Origin of the sequence: Mycobacterium sp. 1274761.0 (assembly GCF_001668615.1) — a bacterium.
Taxonomy (GTDB): domain Bacteria; phylum Actinomycetota; class Actinomycetes; order Mycobacteriales; family Mycobacteriaceae; genus Mycobacterium.
In genome coordinates this window covers 1-17974 of sequence record NZ_LZMC01000010.1, presented here as the reverse complement: position 1 = coordinate 17974, position 17974 = coordinate 1, and the positions used below count along the sequence as shown (strand labels likewise).

The 17974-nt window shown below is 65.1% G+C and carries 21 protein-coding genes; 8 read left to right on the top strand and 13 right to left on the bottom strand.

Annotated features, from left to right (window positions below):
• Window positions 1-19 precede the first annotated feature (19 nt).
• Complete coding sequence (locus A5651_RS26175; protein WP_255361779.1) at window positions 20-151, top strand: hypothetical protein; 132 nt, start codon at window positions 20-22, stop codon at window positions 149-151.
• Complete coding sequence (locus A5651_RS01670) at window positions 148-2793, top strand: adenylate/guanylate cyclase domain-containing protein (protein WP_066974963.1); 2646 nt, start codon at window positions 148-150, stop codon at window positions 2791-2793. Before A5651_RS26175 ends, A5651_RS01670 begins: the two co-directional genes overlap by 4 nt.
• Before the next feature lie 46 nt (window positions 2794-2839).
• On the opposite strand, the gene A5651_RS01665 is transcribed toward A5651_RS01670, so the two are convergent.
• Both A5651_RS01665 and A5651_RS01660 read right to left on the bottom strand, forming a co-directional pair.
• Window positions 2840-4147 carry an adenylate/guanylate cyclase domain-containing protein gene (locus A5651_RS01665; RefSeq protein WP_066974916.1) on the bottom strand — a complete coding sequence of 436 codons (1308 nt, stop codon included), beginning with the start codon at window positions 4145-4147 and terminating at the stop codon, window positions 2840-2842.
• Between the two features lie 91 nt (window positions 4148-4238).
• Complete coding sequence (locus tag A5651_RS01660; protein WP_066974914.1) at window positions 4239-4712, bottom strand: SRPBCC family protein; 474 nt, start codon at window positions 4710-4712, stop codon at window positions 4239-4241.
• 242 nt (window positions 4713-4954) lie between these two features.
• Here A5651_RS01660 and A5651_RS01655 point away from each other — a divergent pair, with 242 nt between their 5' ends.
• Window positions 4955-5554 (top strand): recombinase family protein, encoded by a 600-nt coding sequence (locus A5651_RS01655; protein WP_066974912.1) that lies wholly within the window; start codon window positions 4955-4957, stop codon window positions 5552-5554.
• Between the two features lie 147 nt (window positions 5555-5701).
• Here A5651_RS01655 and A5651_RS01650 read toward each other — a convergent pair whose 3' ends face one another.
• The 5 genes from A5651_RS01650 to A5651_RS01630 all read right to left on the bottom strand — a co-directional run bounded on the left by A5651_RS01650 (window position 5702) and on the right by A5651_RS01630 (window position 9015).
• The gene (locus A5651_RS01650) at window positions 5702-5941 is read right to left on the bottom strand and encodes a hypothetical protein (RefSeq protein ID WP_231988488.1); all 240 of its coding nucleotides are present in this window, start codon (window positions 5939-5941) and stop codon (window positions 5702-5704) included.
• A 106-nt stretch (window positions 5942-6047) separates the two neighbouring features.
• A complete protein-coding gene (locus tag A5651_RS25170) occupies window positions 6048-6224 on the bottom strand; it encodes a hypothetical protein (protein ID WP_156662505.1) in 177 nt (58 codons plus the stop codon).
• 118 nt (window positions 6225-6342) lie between these two features.
• Window positions 6343-7056, bottom strand: a complete 714-nt coding sequence (locus tag A5651_RS01640) for a pyrimidine reductase family protein (protein WP_066974908.1) — start codon at window positions 7054-7056, stop codon at window positions 6343-6345.
• A complete protein-coding gene (locus A5651_RS01635; protein WP_066974906.1) occupies window positions 7053-7547 on the bottom strand; it encodes a flavin reductase family protein in 495 nt (164 codons plus the stop codon). The genes A5651_RS01640 and A5651_RS01635 overlap by 4 nt, the downstream gene beginning before the upstream one ends.
• A gap of 16 nt (window positions 7548-7563) precedes the next feature.
• Window positions 7564-9015 carry a DUF4185 domain-containing protein gene (locus tag A5651_RS01630; protein WP_066974904.1) on the bottom strand — a complete coding sequence of 484 codons (1452 nt, stop codon included), beginning with the start codon at window positions 9013-9015 and terminating at the stop codon, window positions 7564-7566.
• Between the two features lie 165 nt (window positions 9016-9180).
• Here A5651_RS01630 and A5651_RS01625 point away from each other — a divergent pair, with 165 nt between their 5' ends.
• On the top strand, window positions 9181-9519 hold the full coding sequence (locus A5651_RS01625; protein ID WP_066974961.1) for a DUF732 domain-containing protein: 339 nt from the start codon (window positions 9181-9183) through the stop codon (window positions 9517-9519).
• 59 nt (window positions 9520-9578) lie between these two features.
• On the opposite strand, the gene A5651_RS01620 is transcribed toward A5651_RS01625, so the two are convergent.
• Entirely contained in the window at window positions 9579-10043 is a 465-nt protein-coding gene (locus A5651_RS01620; RefSeq protein WP_066974902.1) for a lipoprotein LpqH, read from the bottom strand.
• A gap of 136 nt (window positions 10044-10179) precedes the next feature.
• On the opposite strand from A5651_RS01620, the gene tgt reads away from it, so the two are divergent.
• Window positions 10180-11430, top strand: coding sequence for a tRNA guanosine(34) transglycosylase Tgt (gene tgt / locus A5651_RS01615; protein ID WP_066974900.1), 1251 nt, complete (start codon window positions 10180-10182; stop codon window positions 11428-11430).
• Between the two features lie 10 nt (window positions 11431-11440).
• On the opposite strand, the gene A5651_RS01610 is transcribed toward tgt, so the two are convergent.
• On the bottom strand, window positions 11441-11725 hold the full coding sequence (locus A5651_RS01610; RefSeq protein ID WP_066974959.1) for a hypothetical protein: 285 nt from the start codon (window positions 11723-11725) through the stop codon (window positions 11441-11443).
• A 28-nt stretch (window positions 11726-11753) separates the two neighbouring features.
• Here A5651_RS01610 and A5651_RS01605 point away from each other — a divergent pair, with 28 nt between their 5' ends.
• Window positions 11754-12413: an O-methyltransferase gene (locus A5651_RS01605; protein WP_066974957.1), complete on the top strand. Its 660-nt coding sequence runs from the start codon at window positions 11754-11756 to the stop codon at window positions 12411-12413.
• A gap of 1 nt (window position 12414) precedes the next feature.
• Window positions 12415-13737 carry an acetyl-CoA hydrolase/transferase family protein gene (locus tag A5651_RS01600; RefSeq protein WP_066974898.1) on the top strand — a complete coding sequence of 441 codons (1323 nt, stop codon included), beginning with the start codon at window positions 12415-12417 and terminating at the stop codon, window positions 13735-13737.
• On the opposite strand, the gene gluQRS is transcribed toward A5651_RS01600, so the two are convergent.
• From gluQRS to A5651_RS01585, 3 genes are read right to left on the bottom strand one after another with little or no spacing between them, the layout of a single operon-like run.
• Window positions 13730-14623, bottom strand: coding sequence for a tRNA glutamyl-Q(34) synthetase GluQRS (gene gluQRS / locus A5651_RS01595; RefSeq protein WP_369803899.1), 894 nt, complete (start codon window positions 14621-14623; stop codon window positions 13730-13732). The genes A5651_RS01600 and gluQRS overlap by 8 nt on opposite strands.
• 8 nt (window positions 14624-14631) lie before the next feature.
• Window positions 14632-15000 carry a hypothetical protein gene (locus tag A5651_RS01590; protein WP_066974893.1) on the bottom strand — a complete coding sequence of 123 codons (369 nt, stop codon included), beginning with the start codon at window positions 14998-15000 and terminating at the stop codon, window positions 14632-14634.
• 30 nt (window positions 15001-15030) lie between these two features.
• Window positions 15031-16323 (bottom strand): aspartate aminotransferase family protein, encoded by a 1293-nt coding sequence (locus tag A5651_RS01585; RefSeq protein WP_066974891.1) that lies wholly within the window; start codon window positions 16321-16323, stop codon window positions 15031-15033.
• 73 nt (window positions 16324-16396) lie between these two features.
• Between A5651_RS01585 and A5651_RS01580 the strand changes: the two genes are divergently transcribed.
• Entirely contained in the window at window positions 16397-17398 is a 1002-nt protein-coding gene (locus A5651_RS01580; RefSeq protein ID WP_066974955.1) for a phosphotransferase enzyme family protein, read from the top strand.
• Here the strand turns inward: A5651_RS01580 and A5651_RS01575 are convergent.
• Window positions 17395-17974 (bottom strand): ATP-dependent DNA ligase (locus A5651_RS01575; RefSeq protein WP_156662503.1); only part of this gene is annotated, 580 nt, incomplete at its 5' end. The genes A5651_RS01580 and A5651_RS01575 overlap by 4 nt on opposite strands.

Sequence of the window (17974 nt, the reverse complement as noted above, 5' to 3'; positions counted from 1 at the left end):
CTCCAACGTCTGGTGCGCTGTGGCCCTGGAAACGGGCAACCCGGTCGCCGGGGCCGTCAAGATCGGCATGGTCGCAATTGGCGATTTGACGTGGGCGTTTTGTGACATCCTGATCGGGTGTCTGCGGGGGACCCGCCGTCAGGTGTGGTGACCTTTCTGTTCACCGACGTGGAGGGGTCAACCCGTCGGTGGGAGACGGACGCCGATGCCATGCGAGAGGCACTCGCCGACCACGACAAGGTGCTACGCAAGGTGATCGAAGCCCACGACGGGTTCTTGTTCAAGCACACCGGCGACGGGGTGTGCGCGGCTTTCTCCTTGCCGAAGTCAGCGGTGGATGCTGCCATAGCCGCTCAGCGTGCTCTGGAATTGCCGGTGCGGATGGGGCTGGCGACCGGCGAGGCCGAGGTACGTGACGGCGACTACTTCGGTGCTGTCTTGAACCGGGCCGCGCGTGTGATGGCTGCCGGGCACGGGGGTCAGATTCTCGTGGCTGAGTCGACAGCGGGTCTCCTTGGCGGAGTAGACCTACTTGATCTGGGGCCACGACGGCTACGCGATGTGCCGATGCCGGTCGGAGTCTCTCAAGTTCGGGCAGCGGGCCTGCGGACGGAATTCCCGCCGCTGCGGGCGCTGGACACAACCCCCGGAAACTTGCGTCCACCAACCACGAGCTTGATCGGGCGCGAGTCTGAGGTCGCGGATATCAAAGCGGCGGTCAAGTCACACCGGCTAGTGACACTGACCGGTGTTGGCGGGGTTGGAAAGACACGGCTGGCGATGGACGTCGCCGCAAGGCTGGCCGATGAGTTTCCTGACGGTGTGTGGTTTTTCGAACTCGCAGCGGTCACCGATCCAGCGGCTGTCCCTGACGCGGTGGCAGCAGTCTTGGGCGTGACCCAGCAGCCCGGCAAGAGCGTGACCGAATCGGTGGCCGCAGCTCAAGAGGGCCGTGTCCGGCTGCTAGTGATTGACAACTGCGAGCATGTGCTGGGGGCCGCCGCCGACCTGATTGAGGCGATCCTGGCGCAGTCGTCGACGGCGAGGATGTTGGCTACTAGCCGAGAAGTGCTAGGTCTCGCCGAGGAGCAGGTCCGTTTGGTCCGCTCGCTTGACTCCTCATCAGGAATCGACGCTGGCGCGGTGCGCTTATTCGTTGAACGCGCTGAAGGAACTGCGCCGGGCTTTTTGCTGACCAACGCTGACGACACGGCAGCGGTGGTGGAGATTTGTCAGCGGGTGGATGGCATCCCCTTGGCTATCGAGCTGGCGGCGTCGCGGATGGCATCGATGACAGTCAGCGAGGTGCGTGATCGCCTGGATCACCGCTTCCGCTTGCTCGTGGGTTCACGCCGGGGCCTGGCACGCCATCACACGCTGCGCCATGCGGTGGCATGGTCCTATGACCTTCTCGATGACACCGAAAAGACTGTCCTGGAACGCTGCTCAGTCTTCGCGGGCGGCTTTGACCTCCAAGGTGCCTGCGCTGTGGCTGGATCGAACGAGATCGATGAGTATGCACTCCTCGACGTGCTTGATGCGCTGGTGCGCAAGTCGCTGATCGTCGCCGACCGATCGCTGCGCCGCACCCGGTTTTCAATGCTGGAAACCATCCGCCAGTTCGCCGAAGAACAACTCGTTGCCCGTGGTGAGGCAGGTGAGATTCGTACCGCTCACTCCCGCTATTTCGCCGGTGGCGAGGCCGAGATCATGGCGCTGTGGGACAGCCCACTACAGCGGGAGGCGTACGACTGGCTCACCATAGAATTGTCCAATCTGCGTGCTGCCTTTCGGTGGGCCGCCGACCAGGGTGACATCGACAGCGCCGCCACCATCGCCGCCTACGCGGGGTTCGTGGGTTTTCTCGCCGAGAATTATGAGCCGATCACCTGGGCCGAAGAAATCGTCGAACCCTTGCGAGCGGTGGATCATCCGCGGCTGGGGTTTGTGTATGTGATCGCCTCGATGTGCTGGACGACTGGACGGATCGAGGCTGCAGCCCGTTATGCCGATGCAGGGCAGATGGTCGTTGCCGATGACAGCAGCGCGGTGCCGTTTGGGATACAAAGCTGGCTCAGCACCGCATACCTGGTCATTGGGCAGCCCGAGCAATCGGTCGAGTTGTGCCGGACGCAGATCGCAACCGGTCGCGACACTCACACCTTGGCTAGGACTTGCCTGGCCCTCGCGCTGCCTTGGTCCGCGACGCCGCATGAAGCCATGGTCGCGGCTACTGGCCTGACCGAGGCCGCCGAGGCCACTCGCAATCCGTATGCACTGTGTTTCGCGTTGATGGCTTATGGTCTTGTTCTCCGCGACGCCGATCCCGACTGCGCCCGGGAGACCTTACGTCGGGGTCTTGTCATCGCTCGCGACAGCGGTAACCGCACCATCGAGACCCACCTTACGCATAGCATGGCGCTGCACGAAGCAAACTCGGGCGACCCGCTGACCGCGCTGGAATATTTCGTCATGGGTATCCGCAAACTCCACGACTCAGGCAATACAGCCAATACGCGTGGTGGTCTGACCGCCCTAGCCGCTTTACTTGAGCGGCTCGGACATTTCAGGCCTGCGGCCATCATCGCCGGTTACGCGTGCGATCCGCTCACCACAGGGAGGTGGATTCCCGAGATCAACACCGCGATCTCTCACCTACGCGACGTTCTCGGCGACCCGACCTACGAAGCCCTTGCCCGCAAGGGCGAAGCTATGACGACCGCCGAGGCAGTGAGCTACGCCTACGACCAAATCGACCATGCCCGAGCAGAACTCAGCGCCGCCTGTAAGTAGGTGCCGATCGGCAGACCACGTTGTCCCGGCGGGACCGAACCGGTAGCTAAGACGCGACGGCGAAGAGGTGCCACTCGCCTGGCACACCTTTGAGGTGATGAGCGCCGCGCTCCTCGAACTCCAGCCCCGACCCGATCACGAGGTCGCGCAGCGTGCTTGAGACGAGTACCTCATTGGCCCCCGCGAGGGCGCTCACGCGCGCACCGATGTGCACCGCGATGCCGCCGATGTCGTCCCCGCGTATCTCGCATTCCCCGGTGTGCAGGCCCGCGCGCACCTCGATGCCGAGTGCTTGCACCGCGTCGCGAATTGCCAGGGCACAGCGGATCGCCCGTTGAGGGCCATCGAACGTCGCGAGGAAGCCGTCCCCCGTGCTGTTCACCTCTCGTCCTCGGAAACGATTGAGCTGTGCGCGGACTACGGCGTCGTGCGCATCAAGCAACGCATGCCAGTCACGGTCACCCATCGTTGCGGCGCGACGAGTGGAGTTCACGATGTCGGTGAACAGCACCGTCGCAAGCACGCGGTCATCGGCTACTTCTGCCTGATGCCCGGTGAGGAACTCGGCGATCTCTTGAAAAGACGCACGCCACGGTTCAACGAAGTAGTAAAAATTGCGCCCCGGCAACTCTACGTATTTCGCGTCAGGTATGCGGTCAGCGATGTACTTGCCCTTCGCGAGCGGGACCAACACGTGGTCGGAGTGCTGGACTACAAGAGTCGGCACGCGCACTGTCGGAAGCAGCGCCCGCACATCCATTTCCAGCGCGAGAGGCACCATCTGAGCCACCGTCTTTGGGCTGGCCGCCAGACGCTCAAATCGTGCCCAGGTTGCCCTGATTTCCTCGTTCCACGGCATGTCCGGATTAGACCCATGTTGACTCTTGCCGCTGCCCCACAAGCGGAATATCGCAGCTTTGGTTTCATCTTGAGCGAATGCGGTGCCGCCCGCATCTGCGAAACCGCCGAGCACGACCAGCGCCGTGGTGCGTGACGGATGTGTCGCCGCGAACAGCGCAGCGGGCGCGAATGCCCAGTTCGTCGCGACTAGAACCGCTTCGCGACTCCCGAGGTCGTCGAGCACCGAGGTGATGCTGTCGGTCCATTGCTCCAACGTGGGCAACGCGCCCAGCTCGATGGGATCAGACGCCCCCGTGCCCGGCTGATCGAAGAAAATCAGCCGACCGAGCGAGGCCATCGCCTCATTCCACCCTTGAACGGACGGTAGCTCCGGAAGAACCTCGCAGCACGTAAACCAGTTCGGGACCACCACGATGTCGCGCTCACCCGGAGGCGATGCCCGATAGGCGACGCGCAAGTCCCCGTTCATCGCATAGCGCGTCTCGGAGAACACGGCGGAAGTGTAAGCCGAGTAGGGAGCGGCTCCGCTTGATTCAAGCCAGGGCGTTCTTCACAGGCCGAACGCTGCAGGATGGCCGGGGGAGTCAGCGGGCAAGCTGGATGGACAGTTCCTCCAGCGCTTGACGCGCCCAACCGTGCCATGCCTTTCCAAGCATTTTGACAGCGGGTCGGGTCAAGGCCGATCGCGGATGAACCGACCAGCGCCACGTGGCCGTGGTCTCTGTCCCGGAAGCGGCGAACTTGAACTCGCCGTCGATGCCAGTGGCCACGAAGGACAACGGCCCTCTGATGTTTCGCACGTGGTAGGCGAAGGAATGCGGCGCATCGACCTTGATTAATTCCTCTAGGGTGCTGCCGCCACCAGCCATCTTCAGTGTTCGAGTCTGGCCCACTGTGCCCCATGTGTTGGCGTCGTCGAGCACCTGACGTATGGGAGGAAACGGGCCGTACCAGCGGTGGAACACAGAGGGCACGTCCATCATTAATGTGCCCTGGAAAGCGGCCTCAAGGCTGACTGACATCGAACGCGATTCCTCGACGATCACCGGCTCAGTCATTTGGGCATGGTAGGCGTCCGTGCCGGTAGTTGTCCGTACTACTGCGACACGACGCAGCCTGTCGCGGGCCGTCGGTCCAGCGGGCGTATATCGCTGCATGTGGCTGTCGGTGTGCCCTGTCTCAAAAACGATCACATGTGAGACACCGCATCCCTGGCTCTTGCTGACCGGATCGCCCAGGTCGGGTTGTCTCGAAAGTCGGTGTCAGAAATGGATGTCACATAAGAGGCGTTGCGTCACTTATGAGTCATCGCGACAACAAGCCCGCCACTGGTGCTCGGATCGGCTACACCCGAGTCTCCACGGTCTCCCAGACACTCAGTCAACAAGATGAGGCGTTGGCAGCCGCCGGGGTCACCAAGGTGTTCTCCGACATCATGTCGGGTGCGCGCGACGACCGGCCAGGCCTCGCCGACCTGTTGGCCTACGTGCGCGAAGGCGACACGGTCGTGGTGTGGAAGTTGGACCGGCTGGGCCGCAACATGCTGCACGTCCTGCAGACCGTCAAAGAGCTGACCGAACGAGGCGTCACCCTGGTGTCGGTCACCGACGGCATCGACTCATCCACGCCAGCGGGGCGCATGATGATCGGTGTTCTTGGGTCACTGGCAGAGTACGAGCGCGAGCTGATCAAGGAACGAACGGCACTGAAGAGAGCCGAGTCTCGCACCAATGGCACCAAGTTCGGGCGGCCCCGTAAGGTATCTGACTCCGACCACATCGCCACCGCCCGGAGGATGAAGGCGGATGGCCATACCGGCAGAGACATCGCAAAGTACCTGGGGGTGTCCAGGGCGACGCTGTACCGGTATTTCGCCATGGACGAATCCCCTGCAGCCTGACGGCCCTCACGCCGAGGTAGCGATTGGCTTGAACATTCCGTTGGCGCGGCCTCGCCCTTATATGTTGCCCTTCGACCACGCCCAGGCAGTGAGTCGCCAGTTCCCGTCAACCTTTCGGAGCGCCACCGTAAAGCCCGCGTCGGTTGATTAACCGCTTTGCCCCTGGCGGTTGTAGTCGAAGGTAGCGGGAGCGAACACGTAGGCGTAGTCGCCGTTGACATCAACATGCTTCGGCTCGCCCAGTCCGATGTAGTGATCGGTCACTCCGAGGTGTTCGCCCTCCGCCAGTGCGTCTGCGTACCAGTCTTCGGCGGCAGTCGGTCCCTGCCACACGTGCGGTGACATTCCGTCAAGAATCTGCATGGGGTCGGCGCATGCTGCGGCCATCGCTTTCGCGTCACCGTTGTTGAACGCATCGAGGTAGGCCTGTCTGTCATGGGTTTACGCAGCCTACGTGGTATCCGTTAGTAGCCACCAGGTAGCCGAATAGGGTTCAAATCCCTCCACCACCGCCATCGCTTTTCGGGTCTTTTCGCCCCAAGCCATCGAGGAACTTCTCGAGTTCTTCGAGGGTACGGATCCGACGGAGCGCCTCGCGGGAATCAGGCTCGAGCCGGACCATCGCCTCCAGTGCGGCACGGAGCTGCTCGACTTCAGTGATTTCGGACACGGGTGGCGGCTTCCTCTTGAGCATGCGTGGCCGCCGCGAGAGGTCAGTCGAGTGGAAGTCGGCAGTCGCGCGGCACAGCACCCCGTACCCCCCGCTCGACATGATCAACCCAGAGCGGTCAGGTGCCGCGCCGGTAGCGCAGGAAGAGATAAGAGTCGTGCAACACCGCATGACGCAGTTCCAGGGAAGCCGGAACGGCTTGGCGACTCAGGGGACGGACGCCGACGGGTTGGCTGCCCGCCAACAGCGGCGCGATGGTCACGCATATTTCGTCGACGACGTCCGCGTCGACGAGTTGATCGAGAAGAGTGGGGCCTCCCTCACACAGGATCCGCGGCATGCCCAACGCGCGGAGCTGTTGTACGGCCCCGGGGAGGTCTACGGAGTCCTCGCCCGCCATCAGCAGCCTCCACCGCGGGTCGCTGTCCAGCGAGTGGGTTCGCACAGCGCTTTTACTGGTCACCAGGATGGGTGACGGCGCTGGGTCAACGAACAACGTCGGCGGCAGCTGTCCCGTCTGGCTGACGACCGCAATCGGCGGGACCGGCAGGCCTTGAGCGGCTCCGCGCAGCACATCCTGTGCCGCAGTGAACCGTGCCGGCCCGTACCGCTCGGCGCGCGCCGTGCCCGCCCCGACAAGCACGACGTCGGCGAACGCCCGCAGATCGCGGAGCAGCTGCTGGTCGGCCGGGCATGAGAGCGTGCCGGCGCGGCCACCGAAAGCAGCGGCACCATCGGCGCTGAAGATCATGTTCGCGCGAACGCCCTCGGGCGCATCGGCGTAGAGCCCTGCCAGTTGGTCCGGATCGGTGACGCTCGTCAACCGCGTCATGCTTCGTGCCCCGGGTTTAGATCCCGCACGTCGGCGAACAACACCCAGTCACGCGACATCTCGGATGCGTCGCCGTCGGTGGGCTCCAAAAGATGGCCGACGTGATCGCCGACATCGAACCGATCGACGATGCGCCCGACGAACCATGCCGACGCGTCGGTCAGTATCGGCAACCCCGAAGGGCCTGCCTCCCAATCACATCGGGCGAACTTGTCCACCTCATCGCCGGTCTCGCTTCCGAACAGTTCTGCGGTTTCAAGATGTTCGCGCGACAGCACGTGGACTGCCAGATGGGTGGACTGCTGCGCGACGCGGAAGGTGCGATTCTTCCGCGACAACCCGACGAGGAACCGGGGCGGACGGATGCTGGTCTGGCTGGCGAAGCCCACCAGACACCCTGCGACGGCACCATCGTCGGCTTTGGTTGTCACCACGAACATCGGATAGTTGAGCGCTGCGACGATGTCATCGAAGGCTTCTGATCCGCTCATCGCTTCGAGGATATGCCTACGGCAACACCGTCTTCATCAACATCACGTTGTAGTCCGACCACAGTGAGAGGTTGTAGTAGATCTCCTTGCCCGTCGACCACGGATGCAGATACGGCGCATAGATGCCGCCGGGGAAGTCGAAGGACGAGACGAGCATCTGTTCGGGACCCCACGGCCCCTGTGGTGCAGGGGCGGTGCGCGCCACCACGTCGTTGTTGCCGTTGCAGTACAGCGCCAAGAACTGCTTGAGGTGGGTGTTGTATTGCACCGACATCTCACCGATGGGGCCAGGGATCACCGGCTGCGCGGCGCCGGGGTCTCTCGGCACCCAGTTGCCGCCGTCCCAATACTCGTAGCGGCTGAGTTCGGGAACCAGGTTCTGCGGTACGCGCGACACGAACGCCGGTCCGCCACGCCCGGACGGGGTGCCGAAGGAGTACAGGTAGCCGTCGCCGGTTTTCAGAAACGAGCCGACCTGAAACTTCTCGCCGCCAGGAACATACGGGACCTTCGGCGTCGCGTCCTGAGACGCCGGCCGGACGCTTTGCGGGTAGACGCCCCAGTGCTCACCGTTGTCTGGGGACACCGCCACCGCTGAGAAGTTAGTCGTCCAGGAACCGGGACTGTCCCAGCTTCTGATCGACATGAAGCTCATGTATTGCGTTGTCCCGACGGCTATTCCGGATGTCGGAATGATTCCGGTCTCCGATGGCGCGAATTTGATGCTGTTGACGATCTGCTTGGACAGCGCAGGCGCCCACAGCGGTGAGCCCGAATATTTGTTGTTGACCACGCCGTCGGGGATGCTGATCGTCTCGCCCAGCGACCGGTCGTTGGTACGGAACATGGTGTTGTACCGCCACTGCTTACCGCGCACACTGCAGTACCCGATGGTGTCACCGAAAGCCATCAGCACCTGGTTGTTCACGGGATCACCGTTGTCCCACATGATTCCGAGGTCGGTACCGGTGATCGCAAACCGCTTGATGGTGTCGTTGGGGCTGTGCGGTCCGGTAACCCAGCCGACGAGGGAGGTGCCCGGCGGGGAACCGGGATCCGGCGCCGGCGCCGGGCCGGGCGGCGCGGGCTGGGGCGGTGCGGGTGCAGCGATGGGCGCTGCGTCGGGAACCGGTGGCGGGGGAGCCGGTGGAGGCGCCACGCCGGCCTGCTGTTGCACCCGAGCGGACTGCGGCGTGAACGCGCTAAGAATCGACCGCGACAGCCTGCCCAAGTTCGGAAGCGGCGCACTGTCTTTCGCCTTGGTCGGCCGGTGCCCGATCGGCGGTCCACTCACCCCCGGCAGCGCCGGAGTCGCCGTTGCGTTCGGCGTGGCGGGCGGCTGAGCCTCGGCGGCAGCACCCGTGCAGGGCTCGGCGGTGGCGGGTGGCGCGACGACGATCGAGACCACGAGGCCGACGGCCGCCGCCGACGCCACAGGTACCGAGGCGATCCGGGAAAACGGCGACATGTCACACCTTTCGAGGGGGCGCCGGACGCCGCATTGACGTTCCGCGACGTTCCACGCGAGCAGATGTGACGATAGTGAGCAATGGGGCCAATGGGATCGATGATGTACCGAAAGGTATCGATCCGTGACCGTGTCGCAACCCGGCTTTCCGACTACGCTCATCCCATGAAGCGAGTTTTGGCCGCGGCGACACTGTCGGTCATCGCGCTGGCCGGTGCACCCTCGGCGCACGCTGACCAGGTGGCCTACCTGGTCAACGTGACCGTCCGCCCCGGATACAACTTCCCGAACGCAGACGCCGCACTCGACTACGGGTTCAGCGTCTGCGATCGTGTCGCAGCCAAGGTGGGTTACGGGCAGCTCGTCGACGAGGTGAAGCGTGACGTCGGAACCAGCGACTACTACCAGGGTGCCTATCTGATCAATCAGGCCGTCAACGAACTGTGTCCCGCGCAGATCTGGCAGCTGCGCCAGTCGGCGGCCGGCTACACCGTGCCCACCTAGAAATGGCATAGAAAACGGCGGCACCGCAAGGGATGCCGCCGCTTCACAAGTGGATCAAACTACGGGCAGGTGACCTCGATCTCGAAGGGCTTCGTCACCATTCCCGCCATCGGATTGGCCATATCCGCTCCCGAAGCGGTGCCGGAGATCTTGTAGGTGTTGCCGTCCTTCTCGGCCTTGGCCTCGCCCTGACCGGAGTTCTCCTGGAAGCCCAGCACCGCACCGTTGACGTTGCCGAGGCCGACGGAGTGGACGGTCGGCTTGTCGCCCGAGCTGACGACGGCACCGATGCCCGTCGTGGCATCACCGATCGCGATGTTGACGTTGTCGCCCATCGTGCTGCAGACGACGGTGCCCTGCACGGCCTGGTCCTTGCCGTCGATCGTCACCGTGCTCTTGCCCTGCGCGGAGGCGGCCGATGACGTTGGACCACTGGTTTCGGACTTCTTCTCCGATGAACAGCCCGACAGGCCGGCGATGACAATCGCCGCGCCGCCAACGGCGACCACGAAACCACGCTTCACCAGTGTTCTCCTTTTGTTGTTGTCGCGGCCCGTCAAGATCGCGGACCGTCTCAGGAGAGTATGTAGTGCGGCCATGGCGCGGTCATGAAATTGCCGGAAATTTGCCTGAGCACCACCTGCTGATTGAATACACGGCGTGGCAGAGCCGTCGTTTTCCATCGAAGCGGAGCTTCCTGGACGACTGGGGCGTGCCGGTGTGATCCGAACGCCCCACGGCGACATCCACACTCCCGCCTTCATCGCCGTCGGCACCCAGGCCACTGTCAAAGCCGTCCTGCCCGAGGCCATGAAAGAGCTTGGCGCACAGGCTATTCTGGCCAACGCCTATCACCTGTACCTGCAGCCCGGCGCCGACATTATCGAGGAGGCAGGCGGTCTCGGCGCTTTCATGAACTGGCCGGGCCCGACGTTCACCGACAGCGGCGGGTTCCAGGTGCTGTCGCTGGGTGCGGGTTTCCGCAAGGTGCTCGCCATGGACGCCGAACGCGTGCAGGCTGACGACGTCATCGCAGAAGGCAAACAGCGGCTGGCCCGCGTCGACGACGACGGCGTGACGTTCACCTCGCATCTGAACGGTTCGACCCACCGGTTCACCCCCGAAGTGTCGATCGGCATCCAGCATCGGATCGGCGCCGACATCATCTTCGCGTTCGACGAGCTCACCACCCTGGTGAATACGCGCGGCTACCAGGAGGAATCCGTGCAGCGCACGCACCGGTGGGCGGTGCGATGCCTGGCCGAACACCGCAGGCTCGCCGCGGCCCACCCCGACCGCCACCCCCAGGCGTTGTTCGGCGTGGTGCAGGGCGCCCAGTATGAGGATCTGCGCAGACAAGCCGCACGCGGGTTGGTCTCGATCGTTGATGAGGACGGCCGCGGCTTCGACGGTTACGGCATCGGCGGCGCGCTGGAAAAGCAGAACCTCGCCACGATCATCGGCTGGGTCAGCAACGAGCTGCCCGCTGACAAGCCCCGCCACCTGTTGGGCATCAGCGAACCCGACGACCTGTTCGACGCGGTGGCCGCAGGCGCCGACACGTTTGATTGCGTGTCGCCGTCACGCGTGGCGCGCAACGCGGCGGTGTACTCGACGGCCGGACGCTTCAACATCACCGGCGCGCGCTACCGCCGCGATTTCACACCCATCGACGCCGAGTGCGACTGCTACACCTGCGCGCACTACACACGCGCCTATCTCCATCATCTGTTCAAGGCCAAGGAGATCCTTGCGTCCACCCTGGCCACAATCCACAACGAGCGGTTCATCATCAGGCTCGTCGACCAGATTCGCATGGCGATCCGGACCGGCGAATTCGACGAGCTGCGCGCCGAGGTGCTGGGCCGCTATTACGCCCAAACTGACAAACGGGCGGGAAAGTTCGAGTAGAGCCCGCCGGTTACAGCTGCACTTCCTCGAGCACGCGGGCCGTCGGCAGCCCAACCAACGCGGGCGCCGACTCCGGGGACGTCCATATCTGATTGATCAGAAATTCGCGGAATTTCGTTGCTGCGTCCACGGTCTCGAAACCCAGGTTGACCACGATGTAGTTCGGGTCGTCACTCGGCTGATATACCTCGGCACGGGTGACCCCGGCCTGCTCGCGGGCACGGGCGAATTTCTTGAACGTCTCCAGCCAAACCGCCAGTTCGCTGATCTCGTGCTCGATATGCAGGACGGGCATGTGAACAGTGTGGACTACCGTCATGGGTATGACGTCCACCTTGCTCGATGCGCGCGTCGCGACCACGCTCAACCGGATGTTCGCCGAAGCGGACGCGCAGATGCCATTGCTGGGTCGGATGTTCGGCAACGACGCGGTGCCCGAGGAGGCCAGCGCCCAAAAGCGCGCAGACGCGTTGAGCGAGTTCTACCTGCCGGTGACGCCGGATGCGGGACGGCTGCTCTACACGCTGGTGCGCTCGTCGCGTCCGGCCACCGTGGTGGAATTCGGCATGTCGCTGGGGATCTCGGCGATCCATCTTGCGTCGGCGGTGCGTGACAACGGCGCCGGCCGGGTGGTGACCACCGAACTCAGCGCACACAAGGTCGCGGTGGCTGGCCGCAACTTCGTCGACGCGGGCCTCGACGACGTCATCACCGTGTTGCACGGCGACGCGCTGGAAACCCTCGCCTCCGTCGAAGGGCCCGTGCAATTCGTTCTTCTCGACGGATGGAAAGACCTGTACCTCCAAGTGCTGCACCTGCTCGAGCCGCGGCTGGCGCCGGGCGCGCTCGTCGTCGCCGACAACACGAGCATGCCGGGGCTGCAGCCCTACCTGGATTACCTGCGCGACCCCGCCAACGGCTATGTCAGCGTGCACTTTCCGGTCCGCGACTCCGACAGCATGGAAATCTCCTGCCGCGTCTGACATGCCAGAAGAACTCTCCGCCGAGCAGGCCGCGGCGCGGCTGAACCCCGACGACACGCTGGGCATCCCGCTGGGGCCGGGCCAGCCGCCCGCCGTCCTGCGCGCGCTGGGCGAGCGAAAGGACTGGACCGATCTGCGGGTGTACGGCGCACTGCTTGCGGTCGGCACCGAACTCTTCTCGCGGCCCGGCGTGCACTACCTGTCCGGGTTCTACGGACCGCTCGAGCGGGCGCTGCGGGAGGCGGGCGCCGACATCGAGTTCACCCCGGCCGACTTTCGGCGCTTCGGACCGCTGCTCGAACGACAGTGCCCGCGCGTGATGACCACGGTGGCAACACCTCCCGACGCCGACGGCTGGTGCTCGCTGTCGCTGCATTCCGGCGGCACCATCAATGAACTGAGCCGCGCGGGCGCCGATCCCGACCGGCTCCTGATCGTCGAGGTGTCCGACGCTTACCCGCGGACCTTCGGGTTGGGCGAGCGGTACCGCCACGCGCTGCACATCGACGAGATCGACATCTTGGTGCACTCGACCGACGCGCCGCTGGCGCTGCCGGGCGGGGAGGCCGCGCCGTCCGACGTCGACAAGTCCATCGCCCGGCACACCGTCGCCTACATCCCGTCGGGGGCCACGCTGCAAACAGGGATCGGCTCGATACCGAACCAGATCGCCACGCTGGTCGCCGAGGGCGACGGCACCGATTACGGGCTGCACAGCGAGATGTTCACCGACGGCTGCATGAAGCTGCACCGCGCAGGCAAGGTCACCAACGCGTGCAAGGGTCAGTACGACGGCGTGAGCGTCACGACGTTTGCATTCGGTTCACCGGAGCTCTACCGGTGGCTGGACGGCAACACCGACGTGGCGTTCCTTCCGGTCGACGTTGTCAACGCGCCGCAGGTGATTGCCGCCAACAGCGACATGGTGACGATCAACGGCGCGCTGGCCATCGACGTGCACGGCCAGGTGGTGGCCGACACCCTCGACGGCGGCCAGTTCAGCGGAATCGGCGGTGCCGAGGACTTCGTCGCCGGCGCCGGACTCGAACTCTCGGACCGCTCGTTGATCTGCCTGCCGTCGACGTTCACCAAGGACGGCCAGCTGCGGTCGCGGATTGTGCCGTGGTTCGGGCCCGGCGCGGTGATCACCACGCCGCGGCACCAGGTCGACGTCATCGTCACCGAGTATGGCGCCGCCGAGCTGGAGGGCAAGACGGTGCGGCAGCGCGGTGAGGCCCTGGCAGCGATCGCCCATCCGCAGTTCCGCGACGAGCTGCTGGCCGCGGCACAGCGCGCCGCCAACGGCCGCTCGCCGGTCAGGTAGCCGGCGAGTAGATCCACGGCTGGCGCGGCAACCGGGCCGGGTCGAACTGCTCGACCATCTCGTCGACGGTGGCCGCCTGCCAGCCGAGCGATCCGGCGATCTGCTCCAGCGCGCGTCGTGCGCCGATCTCGGCCAGCGTCACCGCCCCGTCGCGTTTAGCCAGCCGCGCGCCGTCGCCGTTGAGCACCAACGCTACGTGCGCATACGTCGGCTCCGGATAGCCGAGCAGCTTCGCAAGGTAGGCCTGGCGTGGCGATGACGACAGCAGATCGTCGCCGCGCACCACCTGATCGACACCCTGTGCCGCATCGTCGACGACGACGGCCAGGTTGTATGCGGCCACCCCGTCACCGCGCCGGACCACGAAATCGTCGACGACTCCGGTGTATTCGCCGTGCAAAATGTCGTTGACGGTATAGATGGTGACGTCGGTGCGCAACCGCAAAGCCGGTGGGCGGCCGATGGTTTCGCGCCGCACCTGCCGTTGCGCTGCGGAAAGTTCGCGACACGTTCCCGGATAGGCACCCTGCGGAGCGTGCGGCGCGCGCGGCGCCTGCTGGATATCCTTTCTGCTGCAATAGCATTCGTACAGCAAACCGCGGTCGGCTAGTTGGTCGACCGCGTCGTCGTAGCGCCGCGGGTGCTGGGTCTGCCATTCGGGCGGCGCGTCCCAGGTGAGCCCGATCGCGGCCAGATCGGCCAGCTGACGCTGCGCGATGTCGGCATGGGTGCGGTCGTCGAGGTCGTCGACGCGCACCAGGAACCGTCGACCCGTGGAGCGGGCGAACAACCACGCCAGTACGGCGGTGCGCAGGTTGCCGATGTGCAGATCGGCCGACGGGCTCGGCGCGAACCTGCCTGCGCCGGATGAGGTCACGCCCGCAATCTAGCGGTTTACCCGCGTTCCCACGGCGCCGTGTCGCCCATCTTCTTGTAGTACTTGGCGAGGTGGCTCTTCACCCGGTCAACATCGCCGGACGGGATGTCGATGCCGCCGCGTGCGCCGTCCACGATCGCGCCGGCGGCCATCACCCCGCGCGGCACGGCGGTGAGTTTGCCGTCGACCACGTCGGCGATCAGAAGTTTGTAGGCCGTGAAGTTGTCCTTCTTGTCGCTGTCATACCAGACGTGGGCGTCGCGGTACTTCTCGTTCGGTCCGTCTTCGGCGTCCGCCCATTTGCGGACCCGCTTCTCCGCCGCGTCACCGTCCCATTCACGGTCCCGGTCGGCGAGCGGTAGATCCTGAAATGCTGTCACTGACATAACGGTTGGCGTGCCCTGCGCCCGGCGCGGCTAAACCCCCAGCGCACCTGTGAACGCGCTGTAGAACCAATCCACGTCGGGGTTTGAAAACACCAGCGGAGGACGGATCTTCAATACGTTGCCGTCGTGCCCGCACACCGAGATCAGCACATGCCGTTGCCGTAGCGCGTTGACCAGTCGGCGCGCTTCCGCGCGGTCGGGTTCCTTGGTCTTCGGATCACGCACGATCTCGACGCCGATGTAGAGACCGGCGCCGCGAACGTCACCCAGCCGTGGGTCGTCGATCGCCGAAAGCTCGGCTCTCAGAGCATCTCCCACTGTCACGGCGTTGACCAACAAGCCCTCGTTTTCGATGACGTCGAGGACGGCCGAGGCCGCGGCGATCGACACCGGGTTGCCGCCGAACGTGTTGAAGTACGGCACACCGCGTGCAAACGCCTCCAACACATCGGCGCGGGCAGCCATCGCGGCGATCGGAATGCCGTTGCCCATCGGCTTGCCCGTCGTGACGATGTCGGGGACGACCCCGTGGCGCTCGAATCCCCACATCGACGCGCCCGTGCGCGCGAAACCGGGTTGCACCTCGTCGGCTATGAACACCCCACCGCGACCGCGTACCTCGGCGACGGCGGGGGCCAGCACGGGTTCGGGGTAGAGCCCGTCCGAGGAGAAGACGGTGTCGACGATCAGGCAGCTCACGCCGTGGCCGGCGGCGATCAGGGCCTCGGCGGCACGGGCCACATCGGCGGTGAGGCGAGCCGCGGCGTCGTCGGCACGGTAGGTGTCGGGCGGCTCGACGACGCGCACGTTCTCGCCGATTCGGGTCGCACCGCCCAGCGAGGGGGAGATGGCGGTGGTCGCCGTCGTGTTGCCGTGGTAGGCGTCGCGCGTGATGATGACACCCCTTGCGCCGGTATGCATTTCGGCTACGCGCAGGGCAAGGTCGTTGGCCTCGGAGCCGGTGCAGGCGTACATCACCTGGTCAACGTCGGCCGGCATGGTGGCCAACAACCGTTCGGAGTACTCGACGATGCCGCGGTGCAGGTACCGCGTGTGGGTGTTCAGCGTCGCCATCTGGTCGGCCACGGCGGTGACCACGTGCGGGTGACAGTGCCCGACGCTGGCCACGTTGTTGTAGGCGTCCAGGAACCGCACCCCGTCGGCGTCGTACAGGTAGCTGCCTTCCCCACGCACCAGGTGGACGGGGTCGTCGTAGAACAGGCGGTAGGCGGGCCCCAGCACCCGCTCGCGCGTCGCAATCAGCGGATCATCGCTGCCGCCGGCCCGGTAGCTGTTGGAGTCCATGATGTTGGAAAAGCTCATGGCCCTCGCCTTCGGCATCGCGGGTGGATGACGCCAGTCTGCTGCATCCGGCGCTGTCGTTCACACTGTGGAGGTGTCAGGACTGCCACCCGATCATGACCTGTATGCGCGCGCGGCGTTGCCGCACTACGGGCGTGATCCCGATGCACCGCTGCGGCTGTTGAGCCTGTCGGAGAACGCGACCTACCTGGTCGACGATGCCAAGCCCATCGTGCTGCGGGTGCACCGCGCCGACTATCACTCGCTCGAGGCGATCCGCTCGGAGCTGGCGTGGATGGCGGCGCTGCGCGAAGAGACCGACGTGGTGACACCACAGCTGGTGGCGGCTGCCGACGGCAGCGACGTGGTGACGGCCGTTCGCAACGACCATCCGCTCAACATCGACGCGGTGTCGTTTGTATCCGGGTGCACAGCCGAAGCGCGCCCCGACGCTGTGGGCTTCGACCAATTGGGCCACATCACCGCCACCATGCACGATCATGTGCAGGGCTGGGAGCCGCCGGACTATTTCACCCGGTTCTCGTGGGATGCCGAGACGATGATCGGCCCGCAGGCCCGCTGGGGCAACTGGCGGCATGCGCCGGGGCTCACCGACGCCGACGAGGCCGTGATCGAGCGGGCGGCGTCGCAGGTGCAGCAGCGGCTGGCCGAGTTCGGTTGTGCACCAGACCGTTTCGGGCTCGTCCACGCCGACCTGCGGATGGCCAACCTGATGATCGATCCCGAGGTCCCCGGCGGACCCATCACCGTCATCGACTTCGACGACTGCGGATGGTCGTGGCATCTCGCCGACCTCGGCGCGGTGGTGTCGTTCATCGAGGACACGCCGGAGGCCGAGGCGATGATCGCGGGCTGGTTGGCGGGCTACCGTGCTCGTCGCAAGCTGCCCGACGAGCACCTCGCGATGATCCCGACCTTCGTGATTCTGCGCCGGCTGCAGTTGACGGCGTGGGTCGCCTCACATGCGCACGCCGACAGCGCGATCGCGTTCGTTGACGGGTTCGCCGAGGGGACTGCGCGGCTGGCGCAGCGTTACCTCGATGGCGGCGAATGGCTGCGCGGCGCGATCGCCTAGCTCAACCCGGAAACGATGTCGTCGAGGGCATAGGTGACCGGCCGCTCGAGCTGGGCATAGGTGCAGGAACGCGGGTCGCGGTCGGGCCGCCACCGGTTGAATTGAGCTGTGTGGCGGAACCTTTCGCCTTCCATGTGGTCGTAGCGGACCTCGACGACCCGCTCGGGCCGCAGCGGCACGAACGACAGGTCCTTGCCTGCGTTCCAGCGAGAACCGCCCTCGTAGCGGCGTGCGTCGGGGTTCGCCGCCAGATGAGCGGCCCAATTCCACGGATGGTCATCGAAGGTGGCGACGAGCGGCTGCAGATCCTGCAGCAGCTGGCGCCGCTTCGCCATCGGGAAGGCGCCGATGACGCCGACCGATGCCAGCCTGCCGTCGTCCTTGTACAAGCCCAGCAGCAATGAGCCGACGGCGTCGGCCCCCGACTTGTGCAGACGGTATCCGGCGACCACGCAGTCGGCGGTGCGCTCATGTTTGATCTTGAACATGACGCGTTTGTCCGGAAGGTACGGGCCGTCGAGCCGTTTGGCGATCACCCCATCGAGACCCGCGCCCTCGAACGTCGTCAGCCACTGC